The 23,594-nt window shown below is 69.1% G+C and carries 23 protein-coding genes; 7 read left to right on the top strand and 16 right to left on the bottom strand.

What is annotated here, in order from left to right; translation table 11 throughout:
* Positions 1-10 precede the first annotated feature (10 nt).
* On the bottom strand, positions 11-418 hold the full coding sequence (locus tag OHB01_RS04375) for an NUDIX hydrolase (protein WP_142651772.1): 408 nt from the start codon (positions 416-418) through the stop codon (positions 11-13).
* 72 nt (positions 419-490) lie between these two features.
* Between OHB01_RS04375 and OHB01_RS04370 the strand changes: the two genes are divergently transcribed.
* From OHB01_RS04370 to OHB01_RS04360, 3 genes are read left to right on the top strand one after another with little or no spacing between them, the layout of a single operon-like run.
* Positions 491-1,135, top strand: coding sequence for a DUF6758 family protein (locus tag OHB01_RS04370; protein ID WP_147943493.1), 645 nt, complete (start codon positions 491-493; stop codon positions 1,133-1,135).
* A gap of 41 nt (positions 1,136-1,176) precedes the next feature.
* Complete coding sequence (locus OHB01_RS04365; protein WP_142651774.1) at positions 1,177-1,890, top strand: MBL fold metallo-hydrolase; 714 nt, start codon at positions 1,177-1,179, stop codon at positions 1,888-1,890.
* A 4-nt stretch (positions 1,891-1,894) separates the two neighbouring features.
* The gene (locus OHB01_RS04360; RefSeq protein ID WP_328854963.1) at positions 1,895-2,875 is read left to right on the top strand and encodes a PD-(D/E)XK nuclease family protein; all 981 of its coding nucleotides are present in this window, start codon (positions 1,895-1,897) and stop codon (positions 2,873-2,875) included.
* Here the strand turns inward: OHB01_RS04360 and OHB01_RS04355 are convergent.
* From OHB01_RS04355 to OHB01_RS04345, 3 genes are all read right to left on the bottom strand, one after another.
* Positions 2,823-3,737 carry an oxygenase MpaB family protein gene (locus tag OHB01_RS04355; protein ID WP_328854962.1) on the bottom strand — a complete coding sequence of 305 codons (915 nt, stop codon included), beginning with the start codon at positions 3,735-3,737 and terminating at the stop codon, positions 2,823-2,825. The genes OHB01_RS04360 and OHB01_RS04355 overlap by 53 nt on opposite strands.
* Before the next feature lie 10 nt (positions 3,738-3,747).
* Positions 3,748-4,632: an alpha/beta hydrolase gene (locus OHB01_RS04350; RefSeq protein WP_328854961.1), complete on the bottom strand. Its 885-nt coding sequence runs from the start codon at positions 4,630-4,632 to the stop codon at positions 3,748-3,750.
* A gap of 303 nt (positions 4,633-4,935) precedes the next feature.
* The gene (locus OHB01_RS04345) at positions 4,936-6,945 is read right to left on the bottom strand and encodes a DEAD/DEAH box helicase (protein ID WP_328854960.1); all 2,010 of its coding nucleotides are present in this window, start codon (positions 6,943-6,945) and stop codon (positions 4,936-4,938) included.
* A 434-nt stretch (positions 6,946-7,379) separates the two neighbouring features.
* On the opposite strand from OHB01_RS04345, the gene OHB01_RS04340 reads away from it, so the two are divergent.
* Positions 7,380-8,039 carry a ferritin-like fold-containing protein gene (locus tag OHB01_RS04340; RefSeq protein WP_142651779.1) on the top strand — a complete coding sequence of 220 codons (660 nt, stop codon included), beginning with the start codon at positions 7,380-7,382 and terminating at the stop codon, positions 8,037-8,039.
* Positions 8,040-8,497: 458 nt separating this feature from the next.
* On the opposite strand, the gene OHB01_RS04335 is transcribed toward OHB01_RS04340, so the two are convergent.
* The 5 genes from OHB01_RS04335 to ligD (OHB01_RS04315) form a co-directional block, all read right to left on the bottom strand.
* The gene (locus tag OHB01_RS04335; protein WP_142651780.1) at positions 8,498-8,728 is read right to left on the bottom strand and encodes a DUF3107 domain-containing protein; all 231 of its coding nucleotides are present in this window, start codon (positions 8,726-8,728) and stop codon (positions 8,498-8,500) included.
* Positions 8,729-8,822: 94 nt separating this feature from the next.
* Entirely contained in the window at positions 8,823-9,443 is a 621-nt protein-coding gene (locus OHB01_RS04330) for a TetR/AcrR family transcriptional regulator (protein WP_328854959.1), read from the bottom strand.
* Positions 9,444-9,515: 72 nt separating this feature from the next.
* The gene (locus tag OHB01_RS04325) at positions 9,516-9,716 is read right to left on the bottom strand and encodes a hypothetical protein (protein ID WP_142651781.1); all 201 of its coding nucleotides are present in this window, start codon (positions 9,714-9,716) and stop codon (positions 9,516-9,518) included.
* Between the two features lie 66 nt (positions 9,717-9,782).
* Positions 9,783-10,664, bottom strand: a complete 882-nt coding sequence (gene ligD / locus OHB01_RS04320) for a non-homologous end-joining DNA ligase (protein WP_328854958.1) — start codon at positions 10,662-10,664, stop codon at positions 9,783-9,785.
* On the bottom strand, positions 10,661-11,590 hold the full coding sequence (gene ligD / locus OHB01_RS04315; RefSeq protein WP_328854957.1) for a non-homologous end-joining DNA ligase: 930 nt from the start codon (positions 11,588-11,590) through the stop codon (positions 10,661-10,663). The genes ligD (OHB01_RS04320) and ligD (OHB01_RS04315) overlap by 4 nt, the downstream gene beginning before the upstream one ends.
* Before the next feature lie 104 nt (positions 11,591-11,694).
* On the opposite strand from ligD (OHB01_RS04315), the gene OHB01_RS04310 reads away from it, so the two are divergent.
* Positions 11,695-12,585 (top strand): Ku protein, encoded by an 891-nt coding sequence (locus OHB01_RS04310; RefSeq protein WP_142651784.1) that lies wholly within the window; start codon positions 11,695-11,697, stop codon positions 12,583-12,585.
* Positions 12,586-12,844: 259 nt separating this feature from the next.
* Here OHB01_RS04310 and OHB01_RS04305 read toward each other — a convergent pair whose 3' ends face one another.
* From OHB01_RS04305 to OHB01_RS04275, 7 genes are all read right to left on the bottom strand, one after another.
* A complete protein-coding gene (locus OHB01_RS04305) occupies positions 12,845-13,141 on the bottom strand; it encodes a hypothetical protein (protein ID WP_142651785.1) in 297 nt (98 codons plus the stop codon).
* A 678-nt stretch (positions 13,142-13,819) separates the two neighbouring features.
* On the bottom strand, positions 13,820-14,362 hold the full coding sequence (locus OHB01_RS04300) for a hypothetical protein (RefSeq protein WP_142651786.1): 543 nt from the start codon (positions 14,360-14,362) through the stop codon (positions 13,820-13,822).
* 863 nt (positions 14,363-15,225) lie between these two features.
* Positions 15,226-15,753 (bottom strand): hypothetical protein, encoded by a 528-nt coding sequence (locus OHB01_RS04295; protein WP_168066376.1) that lies wholly within the window; start codon positions 15,751-15,753, stop codon positions 15,226-15,228.
* A gap of 688 nt (positions 15,754-16,441) precedes the next feature.
* Positions 16,442-17,767 (bottom strand): ISL3 family transposase, encoded by a 1,326-nt coding sequence (locus OHB01_RS04290; protein WP_328709300.1) that lies wholly within the window; start codon positions 17,765-17,767, stop codon positions 16,442-16,444.
* Between the two features lie 386 nt (positions 17,768-18,153).
* Positions 18,154-18,603 carry a hypothetical protein gene (locus OHB01_RS04285; protein ID WP_328854956.1) on the bottom strand — a complete coding sequence of 150 codons (450 nt, stop codon included), beginning with the start codon at positions 18,601-18,603 and terminating at the stop codon, positions 18,154-18,156.
* A gap of 775 nt (positions 18,604-19,378) precedes the next feature.
* Positions 19,379-19,969, bottom strand: coding sequence for a hypothetical protein (locus OHB01_RS04280; protein ID WP_147943489.1), 591 nt, complete (start codon positions 19,967-19,969; stop codon positions 19,379-19,381).
* A 399-nt stretch (positions 19,970-20,368) separates the two neighbouring features.
* Complete coding sequence (locus OHB01_RS04275; RefSeq protein ID WP_142650725.1) at positions 20,369-20,950, bottom strand: hypothetical protein; 582 nt, start codon at positions 20,948-20,950, stop codon at positions 20,369-20,371.
* A gap of 391 nt (positions 20,951-21,341) precedes the next feature.
* Here OHB01_RS04275 and OHB01_RS04270 point away from each other — a divergent pair, with 391 nt between their 5' ends.
* Both OHB01_RS04270 and moeZ read left to right on the top strand, forming a co-directional pair.
* Positions 21,342-22,256, top strand: coding sequence for an alpha/beta fold hydrolase (locus OHB01_RS04270; protein ID WP_142650724.1), 915 nt, complete (start codon positions 21,342-21,344; stop codon positions 22,254-22,256).
* 113 nt (positions 22,257-22,369) lie between these two features.
* On the top strand, positions 22,370-23,548 hold the full coding sequence (moeZ, locus tag OHB01_RS04265) for an adenylyltransferase/sulfurtransferase MoeZ (RefSeq protein WP_142650723.1): 1,179 nt from the start codon (positions 22,370-22,372) through the stop codon (positions 23,546-23,548).
* Positions 23,549-23,594 lie beyond the last annotated feature (46 nt).

Genomic DNA, 23,594 nt, shown 5'->3' with positions numbered 1-23,594 from the left:
GGAGCCCCGATCACCGGGCGCCGATCCCGGAGACGATCCCCCATTCGGTGAGAGCGTCGATGAGGCCGTCGGTCAGCGGGAGCCGCGCGAGGTCGGCCGGCGCCCACCAGCGGGCGTCGGCGGCGTCGTCCCCGGCGACCGGCACGCCGGAGGCGGTCGCCACGTAGTCGTGGATCTCGAAGGTCGCGCCGCCGGGGGCGGGCCGCAGCACGGTCCCCGCGAGCCGTACGACGGCGACGTCGAGGCCGGTCTCCTCGCGCAGCTCGCGGCGCAGCGCCTGCTCGTCGGTCTCGCCGGGCTCGACCCGGCCGCCCGGCAGCGACCACAGCCCCTCGCCGGGAGGGCGTCCCCGCCGCACCAGCAGCAGCCGCCCTTCGGCGTCGGAGACGATCGCGCCCACACATCTGATGCACCGCACATCACCAAGATTACGACTAGATAACGGGCAGACTCTTGACGTACGGACATCACGGAAGCACCGTGAATATTTGTGAGAACCGCGCCAACATGTCCGCGGTGCTTCGGGCCGCTACACGAACCGAACGTCTGGTCGAGTTCCTGGCGATGCGCCGCTCACGGTGACGTCCTGCCCTACCAGCCGCCCCGGCGGCCCTCTGAGGCCGCTCTGGAAGCCCTGTGCGAGGCGGCGCGGGTGCCCGTCTGGCTCCCGTGGCCGCTGCCCTCCGGATGGCTGGTGACCGGCTTCGGGGAGGTGGGTGACGAGCGCACCGGCGTGAGGGCGAGCGTCGTCGCCCTCTCCGGTCCCTCGGTCACCCAGGGCCCCGCCGACATGCTGCTCATCGCCGAGGAGCCCGGCATCGGTCTCGGGGCCGCGTACGCCGGGCTGCCGGGCCCGGACCCCGGCGCGGGCTTCGACGCAGGCCCCCCGCACGCCAAGATCGACGCACGCGGCCATCCGACGGCGCTGTGGTGCGCGGGGCGGGGAGTGCCGGGAGACCGGGCCGTCTATGTGGGCGAGGCTCTCGGCAACTGGTTGTGGACGGTCGCCTGGCCGGTCGAGGCCGGTTGCTTCATCGCCCTGGCCAACCTGTCGCTGCGTGACCTGCGAGACCAGGACCAGGCGCTCGACCTGCCGTTCGGCGCCTTCTCGCCGCGTCTCGACGGGGATGTCTGAACGGCGGGCTGGATCCGCGAGAAATAGTAAGGTTCTGAGCCGTGACAGCGCGCATCGAACGAGTGGTGACCTCGGGCCTCGTGGACATCGAGGGCGACGAGCACAAGGTCGAGAACAACACCTGGATCGTGGGCGACGACGACGAGGTGATCGTCATCGACCCGGCGCGAGACGCCGACAAGATCCTGGAGAAGGTCGGCGACCGCGAGGTCCTCGCCGTCATCTGCACCCACGGCCTGCCCGACCACGTGGGCGCCGCGATCGAGGTGGCGGCCAGGGACGAGGCCGTGATCGCCGTCCACCCCAAGGACAAGCGCCTGTGGAGGCAGACCTGGGAGGAGACCTGGCCCGACATCGACATGGAGGACGAGGGGTTGTTCTCCGTGGCCGACGTCGAGCTGGAGGTGCTCGCGACGCCGGGCGTCACGCCGGGCGGCGTCTCGCTCTACTGCGAGGGCCTCGGCGCGGTCTTCACCGGCAAGACCCTGCTCATGGACGGCCCCGGCAAGCTCGGCGGGGAATACCCCGCGCTCGCCGACCAGCTCACCTCGATCGGCGAGCGGCTGTTCACGCTGCCCCACGAGACGAGGGTGCTGCCCGCGCACGGCGAGGAGGGCAGCATCGGCGACCTGGAGCCCGAGTTCGACCGCTGGCTGTCGGGGTCGCTGACCGGCGCCCAGGAGGCCGAGGCGGCGCCGCCGCCGCTCGTGGACGGCACCGCGGCGTCCGGCATCAAGCTGAACCTGGACGAGTAGGACCGTGGAGCAGCTCGGCCTCGACGGCATGCCGAGGCGGCTCTACACCTGCACGCCGTCGCGCCTGAACACCTGGCTCGACTGCCGGCGTCGCTATCGCTTCACCTATCTCGACCGGCCCGCCCCGCAGAAGGGGCCCCCGTGGGCGCACAACAGCGTGGGGGCCTCCGTTCACAACGCGCTGGCCGCGTGGTGGCGGGAGCCGTACGACCGGCGTACGCCGGTCATGGCGGCCGTGCTGCTCACCAACGGCTGGATCCGCGAGGGGTTCAGGGACGAGGAGCAGTCGGCCGCGTGGCGGGACCGTGCCCGCGCGATGGTCTCCTCCTACGTCGCCACGCTCGACCCCGGCGACGAGCCGGTGGGCGTCGAGCGCACGGTCGCCACGCGCACGTCCGTCATCGCCGTCTCGGGCCGGGTCGACCGGCTCGACCGGCGCGGGGACGAACTGGTCGTGGTCGACTACAAGACCGGCCGCCGCCCGCCGACCTCCGACGACGCCCGTTCGTCGATCGCGCTCGCCGTCTACGCGATCGCGTCGTCCCGCATGATGCGCCGCGCCTGCCACCGGGTGGAGTTACACCACCTGCCCACCGGGACGGTCGCCGAGTGGGAGCACACCGACGAGTCGCTCGCCCGTCACCTGCGCCGCGCCGAGGACATCGCGACAGAGGCGGCCGACGCCGACGACGCCTACCGTGAGTGGGCCGGACGCGGCAGCAAGGGCGTGCCGGCTCCACGGCGGGAGGCCGGCGCCGGGACGGTCACAGGGCCGGTCACAGGGCCGGTCACGGTGCCGCCTGAGATCGACCGGCTGTTCCCGCCGGAGCCGGGCCCCATCTGCTCGTGGTGCGACTTCCGCCGCCACTGCCCCGAGGGGCGGGCGGCCTCCCCGGACCGGCTGCCCTGGGACGGCCTGGCGGAGACGCCGGTCAGCCCGTCGCCGTACGCCCCGGACGCCGCCGAGGATCGACCAGCGCCCTGAGGCCGTTGCCGACGTCATATCCGGCGGCGCCCAGGCGTTCGCGTGAGGCCCGCAGCATCGCCCTGGTGCCCTCGTCGAGCACCTGCTGGTGCACGGCGTCGGGGATCGTGTTCATGGCCAGCCGGAAGGCCCGCAACGCCGCCGTCACGGCGATCTGCGGCACCTCGGGCAGCGCGCCGTACATGCGGCGGGCCCAGCCGGGCAGCGTGTAGTAGCACAGCGCGCCGAACGGGAAGTAGACCGGCTTGGCCGGGGACAGGAAGCGCATGCTCTCGGGCAGGCGCGGCCAGAGCAGGAACCGCACGGCGGCGGCCGACTCGGGGATGACCCGCAGGACCGGCCGCATCCGGGCGAAGTAGTCGTTCATCTCGGCGACCGTGCCGGGCACGTCGTCGGCGTGGAGCCCGACATACGTGGCGCTGCGCCGCTGCTCCGTGAGGTACTGGTCGGCCTGCCGGTCGTTGATCGGGACGCCCGCGCGGCGGACGACCTCCAGGTAGGACATCACCTCGGCGCAGTGGACCCACAGCAGCAGCTCGGGGTCGTCCACCCGGTGGGTCCTGCCCGTGTCGGGGTCGCGGATGCGCAGGGCCCGGTGGATCGCGCGCACCCGCCTGCCGATCTCGTCGGCCTCCTCGGGACTGCCGTACGTCACGCGGCCCACGAAGTCGGCCGTACGCCGCAGACGGCCGAAGGGGTCGTCGCGGAAGTTGGAGTTCTGCCACACGCCCCGCATCGCCAGCGGATGCAGGGCCTGCAGCATCAGGCCGCGCACGCCCGCCACCCACATGGTGCGGTCGACGTGGACGAGCCACGTCGCCGATTCCGGGGGCTGGGCGGTCAGGCCGCCGGTCGCGGGCATGGCGGCCGGGTCATCCGTGCTGGTGCTGGAGCAGCCGGCTCTCCGCCGCGTTCCAGAACCGGGTCAGGGCCGCCGCGGTGGTCTCGGGGGCCTCGACGGCCGGCGAGTGGAGGGCCCCGGGCACCACGACGCACTCCGCGTCGAGCCTGCGGGCCATCTCCGCCTGCAGCACCGGGGGCCAGCCGTCGTCGTGCTCGCCGTACAGGACCAGGAGATCGAGGTCGCACTCGGCCAGCTCCGCGCAGCGGTCGGGGGCGCCGAGCACCTCGTGCGCCATCGCCACGAGACCGGTGGGGTGGTTGGAGAGCAGCCGCTTGCGCAGGAACGCCACGATGTCGTCGGGGACGCCCGCCGCCAGGGCCTCGGGCTCCATCCGGTTCGACCACATGTATTCGAGGCCGTACTCCGGAAGCTCGGCCAGCAGGACCCGGCCCATGCGCTCGCGCGGCCCGACGATGCCCGCGGGGCCCGAGCTCATGAGCGTGAGCGAGGCGAGCTTGGTGGTGCCGTTCAGCGCCGTCTCGCGGGCGACCAGGCCGCCGAAGGAGTGGCCGAGCAGGTGGACGGGCTCGCCCTGGCCGACCACCGCGGCGAGCGCGTCGATGTCCGCGCCCAGGGCCGCGCACGAGTACGCCGCCGGATCGTCCGGGCCCGGCGTCTCGTACTGCCCGCGCATGTCGGCCGCGATCACCTTGCGACCGGCCTGCGCGAGCGTCTGCAGCACGGCGATGAAGTCCTCCTTCGACCCCGTGAAGCCGGGGACGAGAAGGGCGGGCCAGCGCTCGGGGACACCGCTGACCGGAAGCGCTTCGAGCACCGCGAACGAACCGAGCGGCGTCTCGATCTGCTCACTGCTGACACCTGGAGGAAGCGTCAGGAACCGTGGCGTGCTCACGAGGCCTCCTTCACCTCACCCCGGATCCCGGGAACCGATGGGCCGGACCGGCCCCACGTCCTGGACCGTCTGCTGAAGGCTCGCTCACTCACGTGGCATCACGATACCCAGGGAAGATCCCAGCGACACTACCGAAGCGACTATGAGGGTTTCGGACGGTCATTGCGCATGCCTCCTGTCCAGGTCATACCCACTGTGGGCAAAGCAGCCCTCAAAGAACTGGGGCAGGAAGAGCGCCGGTTGTCCGGTGCTCCTCCTGCCCCTGCGGTCGTGCTCATCGCCGGGCGGGCCTGTGCCGGCCCCTCACCCCGTACGGCGGGGCCGTGGCCGGGGCGGGCGGCGCCGCTGCTGGGCGCGCTCGGTCGCGGCGGACGGCGCAGGATCGTCGTCATCGGTCGCGAGGTCGGGAGACTTGAACACGATCATGAACGGGCTGGCCGGGATGATCCGTTCGGGCTCCGGCTTCGGAGCCGGCCGCTGCTCGGCGGGCTCGTCGGCGATCTCGCTGACAGGTGCCGCCACCGTCGGCTCCGCCTCCACCAGGAGCGCCTGGTCGGCGCTGTCGGCGGCGCGGCTCCTGCGGCGGCGGGCCGGGCGCTCCTCCACCTGCTCCTCGGCCGCGGCCGAGGCCACGGGCGCGGGCGCCGGGTCGGCGGCGCGGGCCCTGCGGCGGGTGGTCCTGCGCGGGGCCGCCTCCGGCTCCGTCTCCGGTCCGGCCTCGACCTCGGAGCGGGTCTCCGCGTCGATCACCGTGTCGATCACCGTGTCGCTCACCGTGCCGGGCGCCGTGCCGGGGGCCGTGTCGTCCGCAGGGGACGTCACGGCCGAGACGTCGGCCAGCGCGCCGGTCAGGGCCGCCGTGTTCGCGCCCCTGCGGCCACGACGCTTCGGCGCGGCCTCGGCGGTGGCCTCCACAGGTGCCTCCACCGTGACCTCGGCAGGGGTTTCCGCGAGAGCCTCCACGGGAGCCTCCACCGGCGCCTGGGGCTCCGGGGAAGCCGCGGCGTCCTTGAGCCGGCCGCCACGGGTCCGCCGCCGCTCGCGGGTGCGGGCGGGGCGCTCGCGCCGCTCCTCGGCAGTGTCACGGGCGTCGTCACGGGCGTCGTCACGGGCGTCGCCCCGGCGGGACTTGCCACGGGAGCGAGTGCGCCCGGTCTCCCCGAGGTCCTCGATCTCCTCGGCCTCCAGACCCGCCCGGGAGCGCTGGGCGCGCGGGAGCACGCCCTTGGTCCCCTCGGGGATGTCGAGGTCGGCGTACAGGTGCGGGGAGCTCGAATAGGTCTCGACGGGCTCGCTGAAGTCGAGCGAGAGGGCGCTGTTGATGACCTTCCAGCGGGCCAGCTCGGTCCATTCGACGAAGGTCACCGCGACGCCCGTGCGGCCCGCCCGGCCCGTACGGCCGATCCGGTGGACATAGGTCTTCTCGTCCTGCGGGCAGTCGTAGTTGACGACGTGGGTGACGTCGTCGATGTCGATGCCGCGCGCCGCGACGTCGGTCGCCACCAGCACGTTGATCTTGCCGTTGCGGAACGCCCGCAGCGCCTGCTCGCGCTGGCCCTGGCCGAGGTCGCCGTGGACGGCCGCCACCGCGAAGCCCTTGTCCTTGAGCTGCTCGGCGACCATGTCGCAGGCACGCTTGGTCTCGCAGAAGACCATCGTGAGCCCGGCGCCCCTGCTCTGCAGCAGGCGGGCCACGATCTCGATCTTGTCCATGCGGTGCGTGCGATAGACGTGCTGCGTCGTCAGCGTGGTCGTCTCGGCCTCGGCCGTGCCGCTCTCCGCCCTGACCCGGGTGGGCCGGGTGAGGTAGCGGCGGGACAGGTTCACGATCTCGCCGGGCATGGTGGCCGAGAACAGCATGGTCTGCCGGTTCTCCGGCACCAGCTTGATGATCCGCTCGATGTCCGGGAGGAAGCCGAGATCCAGCATGCGGTCGGCCTCGTCGAGGACGAGCATGGTGATCTGGCCGAGGTCGAGGTGCTTCTGCTTGACCAGGTCGAGCAGCCGCCCCGGCGTGCCGACGATCACGTCGACGCCGTTCTTGAGCGCCTCGATCTGCGGCTCGTACGCGCGCCCGCCATAGACGGTGAGGATGCGCGACCCCAGCTTCCCGGCGGCGAGGACCAGGTCCTCGGTCACCTGGAGGGCCAGCTCGCGGGTCGGGACGAGGACGAGACCGCGTGGCTTCTTGCGGTTCTTCCTCGGCTTGCCGACGAGCTGCAGCATGGCGACGCCGAAGGCATAGGTCTTGCCGGTGCCGGTGCGCGCCTGTCCGATGACGTCCTGGCCGGCCAGCGCCAGCGGGAGCGCCATCTCCTGAATTGGGAATGGTGAAGTGATGCCCTCGGTCTCGAGCGCATCGGCGATCTCCGGGATGACTCCCAGGTCTCGGAACGTCGTTGTCAGCGTGGCCTGCCTCAATCAGTGCGAAGGCGACCCTCCGGGACAGCCGGCCGGCAGAGCCTCCCCGGTCCGGGTCCTCGCGGACAGTCACGCCCTCGTCGTGAATCAGCGACCGCGGCATCCAGTGGTTCCTGGGGTCCGGGGGTTGGCCCCGGATCGACACAGGGATCGATACGGTGAGTGACACAGTCTCGATCCACACAGTGCGGTCGCACTTCCACGAAGCAGTCTACTCGATACCACAACACGGAACCGATTTCTGCGTCTTCTCGCTAAAAGCTCTTGCTGCGCCGGTCATGAGCGAGGGCTCCGGCGGGAAAGCCGGGGAGCCGTACGCTGCACCCATGAGTGATTCCTCTCCCGGGATTGTGGACCTGCTCGGCGTCCTCGCGTACGCCGAGCTCACCGCCTTCCTCCGGCTGGCCGAGGACGCCGCCCTGCTGGCTCCGACGCTGAACGACAGGGCCGCCCTCGGGGACGTGGCCGCGACCGAGTACGGGCACTTCCGGGTGCTGCGCGACCGGCTGGCCTCGCTCGGCGTCGATCCGGAGGAGGCCATGGCCCCCTTCGTGGAGGCGATCGACGCCTGGCACGCCCAGACCAGGCCGAAGGACTGGTACGAGGCGCTGATCAAGGCGTACGTCGGCGTGGGGATCGCGGGCGACTTCTACCGCGAGGCGGCCCGGCAGGCCGCTCCCTCGATCAGCGCCCTGGTCGAGGAGGTGCTGGCCGACGAGAGCCGCGGGGAGTTCGCGGTGGAGCGGGTGCGCGCCGCGCTGGAGGCCGACCCGCGGCTGCGCGGCCGCCTCGCGCTGTGGGCGCGCCGCATGGTCGGCGAGGCGCTCAGCCAGGGACAGCGGCTCGCCGCCGCCCGGCCGCAGCTCGCCGCGCTGCTGGTGGGCGAGGAGGGCGAGAACCTGGCGGAAATCGGGCGGATGTTCGCCAGGCTGACCGAGGAGCACGGCAAGCGGATGGCCGCGCTCGGCCTCACCCCCGGGCCGTGATCTTCACGGGTTCGCGCGGGGGTCGCCGGTGCGGCGCTTCGCATCCGCGATCCCCCTGACCTGGCCGGAATCCCCGGACGGCGAGGATCGGGAGGGCGGGGAACAGGTCGCGGGCACCGGCCGGTCCTGCGTTCATGGGTCGCGCACGTGCCAAACGGATGTACGGTGCGAGCATGAGGGCCTCGCGCCGCTACGGCACTTCCTTGACGAGATGTGGGCCGAACCCCTGGACTCCGCGTGCGGTGTTGCGGAGAGGAAGCGCGGGCTGTCCGACGATCAGCGGGAGGCGGGATCCCCATCACGCGGATCTGACCCGCCGTCCCCGCGGATGCGGTTACGGACGCTCCTGACCTCGCACGCACCCGATCCCGGGTGGAATGAATCATCGCCGGCCGCCGGGACGGCGCGCGTTGTGGGCGCGTGCCGTCCCGGCCGGCCGGCGGCGATGACGGAGGTGCTCAGAGCGTGCCGCCGAAGCCGACCGGACGCGTCACGTCCTCGCCGATCTCGACGAACCCGAGCGAGGCCACGGGGACGAGCACACGGCGGCCCTTGGTGTCGGTGAGGGAGAAGACGCCCTTCTCGGAGGCGAGCGCCTTGCGGAGTTCCTCCTCTATCTCCTCGGCCGACAGGTCGGTCTCCACCACGAGCTCACGGTGCACCGACTGCACGCCGATCTTTATTTCCATCGGGCTCCCCTTTCACGAGGGCTGGTCCCTACCCATCGTCGCCGCCGCAGGGAGCGACCGGCTCTGTGATCGCGTGAAGCGAACAAGATTCCGGTCAGCCGGTGCGCGGGAAACCGCTGATCCCCCGCCAGGCCAGGCGCGCCATCAGCTGGGTCGCCGCCTCCTTGGGGATCGAGCCGTGGCTGCTCAGCCAGTAGCGCGCGCTCACCTCGGCCATGCCCACCAGGCCGACGCCGAGCAGGTGCGCCTCGTCGCTGGAGCAGCCGGTGTCCTCCTGGATCACCCGGCTGATCGCCTCGGCGCTCTCGTACAGCGAACGCTCCATCCGCTGCCGTACGGGCGCGACGTTGCGCAGGTCGGATTCGAAGACGAGCCGGAACGCCTCGCCCTGGCTGGAGACGAAGTCGAAGAAGGCGCCGATGGCGGCCTGCACCCGCTGCTTGTTGTCGGTGGTGGACTCGAGCGCCTGCCGGCACCGGCTCACCATGTCGTCGACGTGCAGGTCGAGCAGCGCGAGGTAAAGCTCCAGCTTGCCCGGGAAGTGCTGGTAGAGCACCGGCTTGCTCACACCGGCCCGCTCGGCGATCTCGTCCATCGCCGCCGCGTGGTAGCCGTTCTCCACGAACACTTCCTGCGCCGCGCTCAGCAACTGGCGGCGGCGGGCCATCCGGGGTAGCCGGGTGCCCCGGGGCTTGGCGTCCGGGGTAGCGGTCACGGCAGTCTCCTTGCAAGATGCGCATCGGGGGCTCCCGCCCCGCGGCCTCATCCTACGTGTCGGTAAATCGGATCAGCGATAGTCGTCGTCATCGAGGTCGACCGTACGCTCCTGCTCGGCCACGTCGGCCGGGTCGGCGTCGAACGGGACGTGCTCGGGCCAGCGCCTGTCTTCGGCCACCTTGACGAGCTGGTGCTGCTCGACCGCGTCGGCCTCCGGCGCCTCGATCGAGATCTCCTCGGCCGTCTCGTCGAGGGGGTCCATCTCAGGCATCTGCTTGTCCTTCCGTTCGACGGTCGGCTGCGACAGGTCCACACTACGGCCAGGGCGGCGGCGCAACTACGCGGTGAGGGGTGCGAACAGGTCGCCGTGTTCCGCCACGCGCTCCAGCACGTCGGGCGCGGTGAACACCAGCCGGTCGGGGCTGTCGCACGCCTCGACCTCCTCCCACAGCAGGGGGGTGGACACGGCCGGCCGCCCGGCGGCGCGCAGTGAGTAGGGCGCGACCGTCGTCTTGGCCGGGTTGTTCTGGCTCCAGTCGATGAAGACCTTGCCAGGCCGCTCCTTCTTCGCCATCACGCTCGTCACGAACGGATGCTCGGCCTGCATCCGCTGAGCGAGCGCCTTGGCGTAGCCGGAGGTGTCCGGGCCACGGTCCCATGGGACGTAGAGCTGCATGCCCTTCTGGCCGCTGGTCTTGGGGAAGCTCTCCAGGCCGTCGTCGGCCAGGGCCCGCCGCAGCAGGACGGCGACCCGGCAGCAGTCGAGGATCGTGGCGGGGGCGCCGGGGTCGAGGTCGAAGACGAGCGTGTCGGGCGGCTGTGGCTCGCCGTCCTTGGCCACCCGCCACATCGGCACGTGGATCTCCAGGGCGGCCAGGTTGGCGTAGTAGACCAGGGTCGGCAGGTCGTCCACGACCGCGAAGTCGATCTCCTCGCGGTTCTTCGTGCTGCCCGGCGCGGGCAGGGTCACCGTACGGACCCAGTCGGGCGTGTGCTCGGGGGCGTTCTTCTCGTAGAAGAACTGGCCGTCGACGCCGTTCGGATAACGCTTGACCGTGAGCGGGCGCCCCTTGAGGTGCGGCAGCAGGGCCGGTGCGATCCGGGTGTAGTAGTCGATCACCTCGGCCTTGGTGAACGCGGCGTCGGGATAGAGCACCTTGTCCAGATTGGTCAGGACAAGCCGGCGGCCCTCCACCTCCACCCGCACCTTCTCCGTCATCGCAGCTCCTCCCGCCGCACCTCCGCCGGGATCTTGTCGGGGCGCAGGCCCCGCCAGACCGGGTTGCGCAGACGGCCGTCACGGGTCCACATGGTGAACGCCACCTCGCCGGCCAGCTCGGGCCTGACCCATCGGGCGTTCCGGGAGATCTCCCTCGGAAGCCCGTCAGAGAAGGGGCTCTGCCCGATCTCGAGCGGCTCAATCAGGCGGAGGACGTCGCCGAGCATCGCGTCGGTGAACCCGGTGCCCACGTGGCCGACGAAGAGGAACCCGGCAGGGGACGCCCCGGCGTACATGCCGAGCAGGAGCGAACCGACGCCGCCCGCCCGGCGGCCCTTGCCCGGGCGCCAGCCGCCGACGACCACCTCGGCGGTGCGCAGGTTCTTGATCTTGATCCACCACTCCGCCCTGCGCCCCGGCCGATAGGGGGAGTCGAGGCGCTTGGCGACCACGCCCTCCAGTCCCTGCAGCCGGGTCGCCTCCAGCACCGCGGGTTCGCAGGGGAGGTAGGGCGGCGCGCCCAGGCCGAGCGAGTCGAGCAGCGCCCGCCGGTCCAGGTAGGGGAGGTCGAGCAGTGTGCGCCCGTCGAGATGGAGCAGGTCGAAGGGCAGATAGGAGACCGGCAGCCGGCCGAGCAGGTGGGCCGCGGCGGGATCGGTGACGTGCATGCGTCTTTGCAGCCGGGCGAAGCTGGGCCGGCCCTCGGGGTCGAAGGCCACCACCTCGCCGTCGACCACCGCCCTGCGCCCGGCCAGCGGGGCCATGGCGGCGGAGATCTCGGGATAGCGGGAGGTGAAGTCGGCGCCGTGCCGCCCGGTGATCCGCACGCCGCCGTCGACGTACGCGAGTGCGCGGATGCCGTCCCACTTCACCTCCAGCGCGTACGCGCCGGGGTCGGAGGGGATTTCTCCTGGAATGGCAAGCATCGGCTCGATCGGATACGGCACCGCCATAGTGGGTACCTGCCCATGAGGTAACTCCCTTGAATCCCACCATAGCGTCGTTCGAACACAGAGACGAGAATGTGGCTATGCGCAGCATCTGGAAAGGCGCGATCTCGTTCGGTCTTGTCACCATCCCGGTGAAGCTCTACTCCGCGACCGAACAGAAGGACGTCACGTTCCACCAGGTGCACCGCAAGGACGGCGGCCGGATCAAATACAAGAGGATCTGCTCGATCGACGGCGAAGAGGTGCCCTACTCGGACATCGCCAAGGGCTACGAGCTCGCGACCGGCGAGATCGTCGTGCTGACCGACGAGGACTTCGCCGGTCTGCCGTTGACCACCTCCCGCAGGATCGACGTGCTGCAGTTCACCCCCGCGGACCAGATCGACCCCATCTACTTCGCCAAGTCCTACTACCTGGAGCCGGACGCGCAGGGCGCCAAGCCGTACGTGCTGTTGCGGGACGCCCTGGAGCGGTCGGGACAGGTGGCGGTGGTGAAGGTCGCCCTGCGGCAGCGCGAGTCGCTCGCCGCCCTGCGCGTCCGCGACGGCGTCTTCGTGCTGGAGACCATGCTCTGGCCGGACGAGATCCGCGAGGCCGACTTCCCGTTCCTTGAAGAGGACATCGACGTACGGCCCCAGGAACTGAAGATGGCCGAGTCCCTGATCGAGACGATGGTGGCGGACTTCGACCCCACCCAATACACGGACGCCTACCGGGAGGCGCTGCAGGAGGTCATCGAGGCCAAGGTGGCGGGCAAGGAGGTCGTCGCCCCGGAGACCCCGGCCGAGGAAGGGCCGGCCGTCGACCTCATGGCCGCGCTGCGGGCCAGCGTGGAGGCGGCCAAGCGGGAGCGCCAGGGCGCCGCGCCCGCCAAGTCGACCGGCAGAACCGCCAAGGCCAAGGCCGCGCAGGACGGCGCGGACGAGGAGGAGAAGGCGTCCAAGAAGCGGAAGACCCGCCGCTCCGCCTGACCGGTCCGATTCTGGGCTGTGGCTCTGCGCTGTGGTTGGTTTTGCACTGTGGTCTTACATGGAGGGCCCCGGCGGGCGGTTTCCGCCGGGGCATTCTTCACGGTACGGAAGTGGGCGATCCGTACAGGGCCGCGAGCTCTCGGCCGCCCGTTCACCGCCGCCCGATCGCCACGAGGGTGGCGGAGGCGTGATCAGGGCGGGTCCGGACACCGCGGCCTCGCGCCGACGGCCCCGTACGAGTGGGTGTCACCCGTCAGTGTCAGTCGTCGCCGTCGATGTCGATGACGGCGTCACCGGATGCGAAGGCCACGTTCTTCCGGTTGACCTTCTTCTCCTTTTCGTACTTGAAGAAGCGGAAGTCGTTGCGGTTGACGGCCGTGTTACGGCAGCCGCGTCCGTGACGCCCGCAGTGGCCCTTGCCGTGACCCCAGTGGGAGCTGATCGTCGGGGTGCCGGAGGTCGAGGCCTGAGCGGTGGTGGCGCTCAGGGCGAGCGCGCCGCCGGCCATTACGGTGCTGACGGCCAGACCGGTGATGACGTTCCGGAATTTGGGCATTGAGGTCCTCCTCGAAGGATGGAGTGCCCGAGTGCGACATTCCCGGTAGCTGCCGGAAATGTCGAGCGATGTCCTGTATGTCCGGTCATCGCCCTGGCGTCTTAATTGCCGATGCGGCCTGGCGGCAAACGGGGCCGGTGGGAATTTGGGCCCGCGTTGTGGCACGCCGTCCCAGGTTAGGGGAGCGCTGACCCGATCGACGTTCATGTCTGACGTGCCCGTGCGGCATCGGGGGTAGGGCGGACGGCGGTTCCCCGCCGTGGTGTTCCTCAATCCCCGGTTCTCGTTCGCTTCGGCCCGTGGATCCCGGTCGCCGGGGGCGGCACATGAGGCTGGTGCCGGACCGGGATCGGACCGGGATCGAGCGGGATCGAAGGGGACGAGCGAGGTTCGGTGTTGAGGGGATGGGTGAGTCTGTCGGGAAGCTGCGGGGGATCCGCTGGGGAAAGGGCCAGGGCTCCGGCGAGGATCTCGCCGGAGCCCTTTTCATGCCATCTGGTGGAAGGCGCTTCCAGGCTCCCCGTCGCTCGGCGTGGAGACGCACTGGACGCACCCGGCTGCACTTACCCGCGCCGTCGCCCCCGGCAGGTGGTGGAGAGACACGTGTGGGCGGTTGTGCCCACCGGATTCCGTCACCCGACCGGATAGCGCGGTGTCGCGCGAGGCGTCACGCCTCGCTTAGTCGACGTTCTTGTTCTTGTTCTCGTTGATGTGCTCGCGGTCGTTGCGGTTCCACCAGTCGTTGTTGTTGTGGTCCCACCAGTTCTGGTCGGCGTACCAGTTGTTGTTGAGCCAGTTGAATGCGCGGTCGTCCTTCTCCTGGAAGCCGAACGCGACATCCTTGGCGACGAGGCCGAAGGCGTCGTGCCCCGACTTGTCGTCCTTGTAGAAGTTCTGGCCCCACCAGTTGTTGGTGTCCCACCAGTTGTTCTGGTTGCGGTCGTTGATGTTGTGGTTGCGGTCGTTGCGGTCCCGGGTGATGTCCGGGGTGAACGTCTGCGGGAAGAAGTCGTCACCCTTCTTGTTGTCCTGGGCGATGCCGCCCTTGCTGTCGTCGACGCCGTTGGCCGCGCCCTCCTTGGCGATGGGGCGCGAGTCGCTCTTCTTGAAGAAGAAGGGGTTGTCGTCGGCGCTGGCGGCCGTGGCGCCCATGGCGACGGCTCCGCCGACGACCGCGGTGCTGAGCGCGAGCCCTGCGAAGATCTTGTTGAGCTTGGGCATTATTGTTCCTCCCTGACAGGATTCGATTTCGAATTGCCCTGCGTCTATCGGCTTTTCCCGTCCGCCTGCAGTGGGCGGGAATTCCTTCGTGGCTCCTATTGAGCCTTGCTTCCGACGCTAGTGGTGATTTCCTGCCGGGCGGTCCGACAAACTGACGCCTGCTGCTTTTAGTTAATGATTAGCTGCGTATAGGATTGATTCGATGGATAATGCGCCTTATGTAGGGATAGGTACGATTTGCCCCCCCTGGTGTGGCGCTCGCCGGCGAGGGTTCGGGGAGCGGCTGCGAGTCGTAGGCCGGAAAAGCCCGCCGCTGAGGGAGAGCACTGACCAAAGCGCTGAGGGGAGAGCGCTGAGGGGAGAGCACTGAGAAAGGGCGCGGAGGAAAAGCGCGGAGGAAGGGTGGCCCGTAGGGCGCGGGGGTGAGGACGGACGGGGAGCGCGCTCGGGGTGAGCGCGGGCGAGAACACCGGCGGGGCGCCGGCGGGGCACGGGGCCCACCGAGCTCCGCCGTCGCGGATCAGACCGATCGCGCCCGATAAGAGCGCGGTGGTGATGCCCGCGGCACCCGATCGCGGCCGAGAGAGTGCGGTGGTGATGCCCGCGGCAGGGGAAAAGAGCAGGGCTCCGGCGGAAACCTTCCCGCCGGAGCCCTTGGTTGTAACTGTAGGAGGATTGACGGCCGTTCCCGTTCAGGCCGCCGTCGCCCGGTGAGCGAGCGGCCGGCCCTTCGGAGAACGTGTCTCTGCACTCAACGGCGCCAGTCCGCGTGCCGGAGTCGGATGCCTCGTGAGAGGTTCTCCGGATCCGTCACCTGGTCGGAACGGCGCGATCGTCTCGCAGGAGCCGCTGGACCTGCCTTCTCAGTTCACCCGGTCGTCGTTGTTGTGGTTCCACCAGTTGTTGTCGTTGTTGTTCCACCAGTTGTTGTTGTTCCACCAGTTGTTGTTGAACCAGGTGTTGTCCTTGTTCGTCTTGTCCTGGAAGCCGATCGCAACGTCCTTCGCCACGAGCCCGAAGCCGGAGGAGTCGTCGCGCCGGTCGGCGAACGCCCCCTGGTTCCAGAAGCCCTGGTTGTCCCACCAGTTGCTGTTGTCGCCCTGGTTGAAGTTCTGGTTGCGGTTGTTCCGTTCGAAGTTGTCGTTGTTGTTCGGACCGAAGAAGACAGGGAAGCCGGTCCCCCGATCACCGCTGTCACCGATGCCCCGGTTGCCCTGGGCGATGCCGCCCGTGCTGTCGTCGACACCGTTGGCCAGGCCGCCCCGGGCGATGGGACGGTCGACGTCGCCGGTCCTGGTCGCGGCGCCGGCGGCACCGGCCAGAGCGAGCGCACCGCCGACAGCGGTGGTGCTGAGGGCGAGACCAGCGATGATCTTGTGGAGCTTGGACATGCGTTGTCCCCCTTGACAGGATTCAGTATTCCTGAATTTGTTTAGGGCATTTCTCTTCATTATGAGAAATGTCCTTCGGGCTCGTAATTGAGCCCTAACTTCCTGTGCTGTCATGATTTCCAGCGCGCTGGTCCGACAAACGGCTATCTAAGCCTTTTGATCACTAGTTAGAATCTTATGAACCGACTTAGATGAATTAAGAGAGAAATGTCTCGATTGACCGATTTGTGGGGGCGTTCGACGTCGCCGGAGTTCGGCTCGGAGAGGGAATGGTGATGGGTCCGAGCGCCGGCGCCGGGTCCGAGCGCCTGTGGTGTTGTGGGCCTCGTCCGCGGACATGCCGCCGCCCGGTATGGCGGTGGCCGTACGGCCTGCCCGGGAGTGGCGACGGGAGCCTGTCCGGGAGTGGCGACGGGAGAGCGTCGCACTGTGCGGACCTGGCAGCGCCGGAGGAAGCGGGGCGCGCCAGGCGGTGTCCGCCTCGGCCCGGCCGGCCGGATGGAGCCGGGAGGAAGCGGCCGTCACGAGGTGGCTGTCCGGGAGATGGCCGCCGGGAGGTGACTGTCGGGAGATGGCCGCCGGGAGATGGCCGTCGGGAATCCGCGGGCGAGTCCGTGGCCTCGCGCTCCTGAGCCCGTGGTGCGGGTAACTCCTGAGCCCGTGGTGCGGGAAAAGGGGCTCTTCGAAGTTAAGCGGGGTTGAGGAATCCGCGGCTTCGTCGGGTGGTGGCGCAGCGGGTGCGTAACCGCTGGTTTTCGGGGTTGCGGAAGCCGTACGCGTCGCGGGCGACGGTCTTGATCACGCGGTTGGTGCCCTCGGAGCCGGCGTTGGTGATGCCGGTGTGGATGAACGCGAGGATCTCGGGCCACCAGGTCTCGACCGTGCTCGCCAGGCGTTCCAGTTCAGGCAGGCCGGAGGCGGCGCAGCGGTCATAGAAGCGGAACAGCCGGCCGGCGACGACGGAGCGATCGGGGTGGGTGCGCGCCAAGGCGAGCAGGTCGAGCAGGTCTTCCTTGGCGTTCCACGCGGCCAGGATCGGCACTCCGATCCGCCTCGGTAGCGCCATCAGGTCATCGACCATCGGGTCGAGTTGCGAGCCGTGCATCCGGGCGGCCGAGCGGGTCAGCCGGTTACGTAGTTCCCATTCGCGGTTGCCCTTGCGCCCGCGCCTGCCCCGCACCTGGACGGTGACGCGGCGGCGGACCTCGGTGACGGCGGCGTTGGCCAGCTGCACGATGTGGAAGTGGTCGACCACCAGCCTGGCCTGCGGTAACGCCACCCGGACGGCGGATTTGAAGATGGTGCACATGTCGATCGCGACGAAGGTCACGCCATCACGCCAGGCCTGAGTACGCTGGCCGAGCCAGCCGGTGACAGCAGTGCTGGTACGGCCTTCGACCTGGCCGAGCAGGCCTTGCCCGCCGGACAGGTCGACGAAGCCGACATGCCATCGGTCCACGACGGTCTGCCAGGTGCCGGTGGTCTCATCCCAGGTCCAGCGGGGCCGGCCTCGGCGGATCTCATCGATCCCCAGCACCGTGACGGGGGCGGGCTGACCGGGCAGCACCCGCTGGGCGTGCGCGGTGAACGCCGCACAGGCCACCGGCCAGGACACGCCGTGGTCGCGAGCCGACTGCACGATCGTCCTCCCACGGTCGGCGACGGCTTCCCCGGCGGCCTGGCGTAATCGCACCGTCAGCCGGGCCCGGGCCGGGACCTGTGCGACGTGCTCGGTGAACGTCCCTCTCGGGCAGGCCGGCTCGTCGCAGTACCACCGGCGTTTACGCCAGCGCAGGTCACAGCGGCGGCCCGCGACCGGTAGGTCACGCGGGCGGGTGGTCACCCACTCCTTGACCCGGGCCGCGAACACCCCGCACTCGGGGCAGGCCCGAGCGCTCTCGTCGGCGGTGACCAGATGCACGATCGGCCCCTGCCTGCTGTCTTCACCTGCTGCGACGACGTCGACGACGGCCAGGCCCTCCAGGCCCAGCAGCCGGGTCGTATCGTTGACCATGCTCGCGGCTCTTCTGTTGATCTTCTGCGTAGATAACAGAAATGATCAACGGGAGCCGCGAGCTCCCTCAAGAGGCAATCCATCCCGCAGCCGCGCGAGCAGGCGCAGCCTCGCCTCAACCCCGATCAAGTTCGATGAGCCGGAAAAGGTCAGGGCTCCGGCGAGAGTCTCGCCGGAGCCCTTGTCTCTGCTCCATCGAACGGCCGTTCCCGGAGCGGGGAGTGCTCACGGAGCTTTCGACGCCACGGGAACGTGACTGCGCCTAGGGCGCCGTTCTCCTGTCAAGGCTGTGGAGGACGGTGCGGCCGGCCGTTCACGTCATCCCTTCACCTGCCGGGATTGCGAGCGGCGCGGTCGTCTCGCGGACCGTTGCCGGTCCCGCCTTGTCAGTTGATGAAGTTGTCGTTGTTCCGCCAGAAGTTGTTGTTCTGGTTGTTGTTGAACCAGGAGTTGTTGTTGAACCAGGAGTTGTTGTTGAACCAGCTGTTGTTCCAGAAGTTGCTGTCACGGTTGGTGCTGTCGCTGAACGCGATCGTGGCGCAGGGGCCGACGATCGCGAAGTGGGAGTCGCTGTCGAGGTTGTCGCTGAACGCGGTCTGGTTGAAGAAGTTCTGGTTGTTCCAGAAGTTGTTGTTCTGGTTGTTGTTGAACCACTGGTTCTGGTTGTCGAAGAACGGACCGCTGTTGTTGTTGCAGTCGAAGGGACCGAAAGAGCCGCCGCACGGCGCGCCGCCGAAGGTGCCGGCGCTCGCTGCTGTGGCGCTCAGGGCGATCGCGCCACCGGCGATCGCGGTGCCCAGAGCGAGTCCGGCGATAACGTTCTTGAACGTAGGCATTGCTGTCCCCCTTGAAAGAATTGGAAATCCCCGCATCCTTCGATATTTCTCGCCGATGATTCGAGAGAAATATCTCTTTGGCCCCCGTGGGCCGGGTTCCTGCGATACGTTGATGTCCGGCAGCGTCGCCCGACAAACACGCCTTTGTGGCTTTTGATCAGCTATTAGCAGCATATGGAACGAATTGGAGACAAAAAGGGCGAGTTGTCCCTTAATGTCCGATTTCAATGCCGGGGCGCCGGGCGTACGGAAGCGGCGGCGGGAGCACGATCGCAGGACGGCGGGAGCGGCCGGGAGGCACGCGGTCTCGCACGGCGCGTTCGAGGGGGCGGCATTCCGGCAGGCGCTTCAAGGGGCGCTTCGACGAGAGCCGCGGGGAGCGTTCCGAGAGGGCGAGGAGCGAGCCGCCGCAGGAGAGGCGGCTCCAGCGGTCGTGTTCCACGGACGTACGGATCCGGCCGAGAACGCGCTTGCGGGCGGCCGGGGAGGCCGACCCCTACGGACCGTGAAAGCGGGGGAGACGACGAGTGCCCGTGCTCGCGAGAGGGCGCGACTGCACTCCCTCGGCGAGCACGGGCACAATCATCCGGCACTAGGTCGTGTCCGGCAGAGCTGCTGCGCGTGGCCCAGGCGGAGCCTCGTCATCGGCTCCTCCTCCGCCTTGCGATGCCTCCACCTGCCGCTCGCGACGGGCGGCATCTGCCGGACACTCCCGCCCCTCAGCGTGACCGTTCAGCGTGGCCGGTCGGAGCGGCCACGTGATGGACGCTGCGAATCAGGGGATGGGCGTGAACGTCGGCGTAGGCGTGACGTGCTTGCGCTTGCCCTCGTTGATGTCGGCGTCGATGTCGACATCCTTGTTGGTGGCCTCCGGGTTGACCGCGGTGGCCGTGTTGGTGCGCGGGTCGGCCTGCGAGTCCTGGTCCTGCCACGGCCGGTTGTGCAGCTGGTTGTAGTCGCTCGTGTTCGTGTACGGGAGCGTGGAGTTCTGCGAGTACTGCGAGTTCCACGGAACCGCGGCCGAGCCGGTGGACGACTTCTGGAACGGCGTCAGAACGAGCGTGAAGTCACGCAGCAGGAACTGGCTCTGGTTCTCCGACTGGCGAACGTGCTGCCACTCGTGGTTCTTGTTCTTGTTCTTATTCTTGTTCTTGTTCTTGCCCTTCTGGCCCTGGCGCTGCTTGTTGGTGTTGTAGTTGTAGCTCGGCCGGACGTAGCGGACACCGGCGGACGGAGCCGGGATGTACCCGCCCATGACAGTGGTAGCGCCGGCCGTGCCGACGGCGGCGCCGCCGAGCACGATGGCCGCGCCGCTCAGCGCGGTGCCGAGGGCGAGGGCCCCGGCGATGTTCTTCAACACGGACATCTGGGTGTTTCTCCTCTGAATATCGCAACCCCGGCCCGGTCCCATACGGAACCGGAGCGGGGGATAGTGAGTTCGGCGCCGTCGTGTGTGACGCGGCGCGATGCGTTCGCCTGGCACCGGCTGTCCTCTCCTCGAAAGCGCCGCCGGTGCTCGCTCTCTCGACTGCTCGTTCACCCGCCGACGAAGCGGCGGACGGGTGGCGCCGGCGCCGTGTCCCACGGTCATCCGGGCGCCGTCCGTCCTGCCGGGCGGCGTCCGCCGCTCCGTCGTTCGCGTGTGTCTCCCGTCGTTCGCGGGTTCCGGCTCAGGTGAGGCCGCCGGTCACGAACGAGGGTGGCCGTCGGCTGCCGCGTCGCCCGCCGTGCGGGACGCTCACCGAGGCCGCTCGTGCTAACCGCGTCAGGGCACGATCACCGGCGTGGGCTCGAGGTCGTGGACCCGCCTCTTGTTGTTGCGGTCCACGTCGACGTCCGCGTCGATGTCCTTCTGCTTCACGCTCGGGTTGACCTCGGTGGCCGTGTTGGTCTTCGGCTGGGCCAGCGAGTCCTGGTCCTGGCGCGGGTTGTTGAACTGGTCGCTGTAGCTGTTCGTCCGCGTGTACGGGTACGACTGCGTGCTGCCGTACTGCCAGTTGTACGGAAGCGCACGCGCGTCGGTGTCCGTCTTCTGGAACGGCGTGAGGACGAGCGTGAAGTCACGCAGCAGGAACTGGTTCTGCGCCTGGTTCTGCCGCTCGTGCTGCCACTGCTTCGTCTTGTTCTTGTTCTTGTTCTTGTTGGCGTTCGCGCCCTTGTTCTTCTGGCGCTGCTTGTTGCTGTTGCGGTTGTAGTTCGCGTAGGGGTAGCCACCGCCCACGTAGCCGCCCATGACGGTCGCGGCGTTCGCGCTGGTGGCGGCAACGGTGGTACCCAGAGCGACGGCGCCGCCGGTAAGCGCGGCGCTGATCGCGAGGATCCCGACCAGGTTGTTGAACTTGGGCATTTCATGTCCTCCTTGAAGGATTGTTGCCCCGACACTCCGGCGTTTTCCAAGTCGTTCGGAAAATGCCCTTACTGATGACCCTTGGTGGATCATCCCTGCATTGTCTTGTTTTCCTCACCGTCAGAGCGACAAACTGCGGTCGGCGGCTTTTGCCATTCACTTATCGCTTTATTGGCATCGTTGACACCGATAGGGCGGCTTTGGTCCGAATTGCGATTTGTATCCGCATTTCGAAATGTCCGAATGAGGGTGATATTGGCCCTATGTCGCTCTCGCTGGCCGGGGTGAACCCGGGTGACCGATCCCGCGTCCCGGATAGCGGGAGTGCCGCCCGGGTCGGCGTACGGGCAGGGTTATGGTCGAGAAGCGAGAGGTGAACAGGGGAGGACGCGTGGGTGTCGAGCCGATTCCAGCGTGGCCCGGCCGGCTCATCGAGACAGGGGACACGCGCATCCATGTGCGGACGACCCCGGAGGGGCCGCCCGAGACCGCTGTATATGTGCACGGCCTGGCGGGTTCGGCGAGGGACTGGACCGACCTGATGGGCGAGCTCGCCGGTGAGGCGCGGGGGATCGCCGTGGACCTGCCCGGAGCCGGGCACTCCCCGGAGCCCGCGGACGGCGACTATTCGGTCGCCGCCCACGCCAGGGCGGTGGTGCGGCTGGTGGAGTCCCTGGCGGACGGGCCGGTCCACCTTTTCGGCAATTCCATGGGCGGCGCGGTCTCGGTGCGGGTCGCGGCGACGCGGCCCGACCTCGTCAGGTCGCTGACGCTGGTGTCGCCGGCGCTGCCCGACCTGCTGCCGAGGTACGGCCCGGCCAGGATCGCCATGTCGGCCACCCCGCGCCTGGGCGAGCTGGCCGTCCGATGGCTCGCCGCGCTGCCGCCGGAGCGGCGCGTCCAGGCGACGCTCGGCATGTGTTACGGCGACGCCGCGCGGGTCCACCCGGAGCGGCTGCGCGAGGCGATAGAGGAAGTGCGCCGCCGCGACGGCCTGCCGCACGCGCGTGCGGCCATGGTCGGCTGCGCCCGCGCGATCGTCCGCGAGTATTTCCGCCTGGGCCCCGACAACCTGTGGCGGCAGGCCGGGCGGGTCATCGCGCCCACCCTCGTCGTGTACGGCCTGCGCGACCGGCTGGTGCACGCCCGCATGGCGCACCGGGCCGGACGGGTGTTCCGCGACGTGCGCCTGGTCACGCTCCCGCACGCCGGTCACGTGGCCCAGATGGAGTATCCCGAGCTCGTGGCTCGCGAATCGCGCCGCCTTATGGCCTACGCGAGAACGCCCCTGCGCCGAACAGCGTGATTGGGGAATGCGGGGCCACCCCGGTTAAGTTGTGAGAAGAGCTTGTGTTGGGCCCATGGAGCCGAGCGCGACCATTGGCACGAAAACGGGACACGGAGAGCAGGAGTGGGACTGTGTCGTTGCCACCGCTGGTAGAACCGGCAGCAGAGCTGACGGTTGACGAGGTGCGCCGCTACTCGCGCCATCTGATCATCCCTGACGTGGGCATGGCGGGTCAGAAGCGCCTCAAGAACGCCAAGGTGCTGTGTGTGGGCGCGGGCGGCCTGGGCTCTCCCGCGCTGCTCTACCTGGCCGCGGCCGGGGTCGGGACGCTCGGCATCGTCGACTTCGACGTCGTCGACGAGTCGAACCTGCAGCGCCAGGTGATCCACGGGCAGTCCGACGTGGGCCGCCTGAAGGCCGAGTCCGCCGCCGCCAGCGTGCGTGAGATCAACCCGCTGGTCAACGTCGTCATCCACAACGTCGCTCTCACGACCGACAACGTGATGGACATCTTCTCCGGCTACGACCTGATCGTGGACGGCACGGACAACTTCGCCACCCGCTACATGGTCAACGACGCGGCCGTGCTGCTGGGCAAGCCGTACGTGTGGGGGTCCATCTACCGGTTCGACGGTCAGGCGAGCGTCTTCTGGGCCGAGCACGGGCCGTGCTACCGCTGCCTCTACCCCGAGCCCCCGCCGCCGGGCATGGTCCCGAGCTGCGCCGAGGGCGGCGTGCTGGGCGTGCTGTGCGCGTCGATCGGCTCCGTCCAGGTGAACGAGGCCATCAAGGTCATCACCGGCATCGGCGAGCCGCTCGTCGGCCGTCTGATGATCTACGACGCGCTCGAGATGAAGTATCGCGACGTGAAGGTCCGCAAGGACCCCGAGTGCCCGCTGTGCGGCAAGAACCCCTCGATCACCGAGCTCATCGACTACGAGGCGTTCTGCGGCACGCTCTCCGACGAGGCGCAGCAGGCCGCCGCGGGCAGCACGATCACCGCCGCCGAGCTGGAGGCGATGCGCGAGCGTGGCGATGACATCATGATCATCGATGTCCGCGAGCCGAACGAGTACGAGATCGTCAACATCCCGGGCGCCGTGCTGATCCCCAAGGGCGAGTTCCTGAACGGCTCCGCCCTGGAGCGGCTGCCGCAGGACAAGAAGATCGTGCTGCACTGCAAGTCGGGCGCCCGCTCGGCCGAGGTGCTCGCGGTGCTCAAGAACGCCGGCTTCTCCGACGCCGTCCACGTGGGCGGCGGCGTGCTGAGCTGGATCAAGACGGTCGACCCCAGCCTGCCGACCTACTGACACGCGAACGACCGACGGCCGCCGCCTCACGCCGAGGCGGCGGCCG

This window comes from Microbispora hainanensis, from assembly GCF_036186745.1.
In the GTDB taxonomy this organism is placed as follows: domain Bacteria; phylum Actinomycetota; class Actinomycetes; order Streptosporangiales; family Streptosporangiaceae; genus Microbispora.
This window is presented reverse-complemented; position numbering and strand designations above follow the sequence as displayed.

Coding starts and splice junctions, on each gene's coding strand:
- OHB01_RS04355 (WP_328854962.1), bottom strand. CDS start 3,737: ATGCCCGCGACCGGCGGCCTGACCGCCCAGCCCCCGGAATCGGCGACG.
- OHB01_RS04345 (WP_328854960.1), bottom strand. CDS start 6,945: ATGGCGCTCCCGCTGGCGCTGGCCGGCCAGGACGTCATCGGACAGGCG.
- OHB01_RS04340 (WP_142651779.1), top strand. CDS start 7,380: ATGAGTGATTCCTCTCCCGGGATTGTGGACCTGCTCGGCGTCCTCGCG.
- OHB01_RS04335 (WP_142651780.1), bottom strand. CDS start 8,728: ATGGAAATAAAGATCGGCGTGCAGTCGGTGCACCGTGAGCTCGTGGTG.
- OHB01_RS04325 (WP_142651781.1), bottom strand. CDS start 9,716: ATGCCTGAGATGGACCCCCTCGACGAGACGGCCGAGGAGATCTCGATC.
- ligD (WP_328854958.1), bottom strand. CDS start 10,664: ATGACGGAGAAGGTGCGGGTGGAGGTGGAGGGCCGCCGGCTTGTCCTG.
- ligD (WP_328854957.1), bottom strand. CDS start 11,590: ATGCTTGCCATTCCAGGAGAAATCCCCTCCGACCCCGGCGCGTACGCG.
- OHB01_RS04310 (WP_142651784.1), top strand. CDS start 11,695: ATGCGCAGCATCTGGAAAGGCGCGATCTCGTTCGGTCTTGTCACCATC.
- OHB01_RS04305 (WP_142651785.1), bottom strand. CDS start 13,141: ATGCCCAAATTCCGGAACGTCATCACCGGTCTGGCCGTCAGCACCGTA.
- OHB01_RS04300 (WP_142651786.1), bottom strand. CDS start 14,362: ATGCCCAAGCTCAACAAGATCTTCGCAGGGCTCGCGCTCAGCACCGCG.
- OHB01_RS04295 (WP_168066376.1), bottom strand. CDS start 15,753: ATGTCCAAGCTCCACAAGATCATCGCTGGTCTCGCCCTCAGCACCACC.
- OHB01_RS04290 (WP_328709300.1), bottom strand. CDS start 17,767: ATGGTCAACGATACGACCCGGCTGCTGGGCCTGGAGGGCCTGGCCGTC.
- OHB01_RS04285 (WP_328854956.1), bottom strand. CDS start 18,603: ATGCCTACGTTCAAGAACGTTATCGCCGGACTCGCTCTGGGCACCGCG.
- OHB01_RS04280 (WP_147943489.1), bottom strand. CDS start 19,969: ATGTCCGTGTTGAAGAACATCGCCGGGGCCCTCGCCCTCGGCACCGCG.
- OHB01_RS04275 (WP_142650725.1), bottom strand. CDS start 20,950: ATGCCCAAGTTCAACAACCTGGTCGGGATCCTCGCGATCAGCGCCGCG.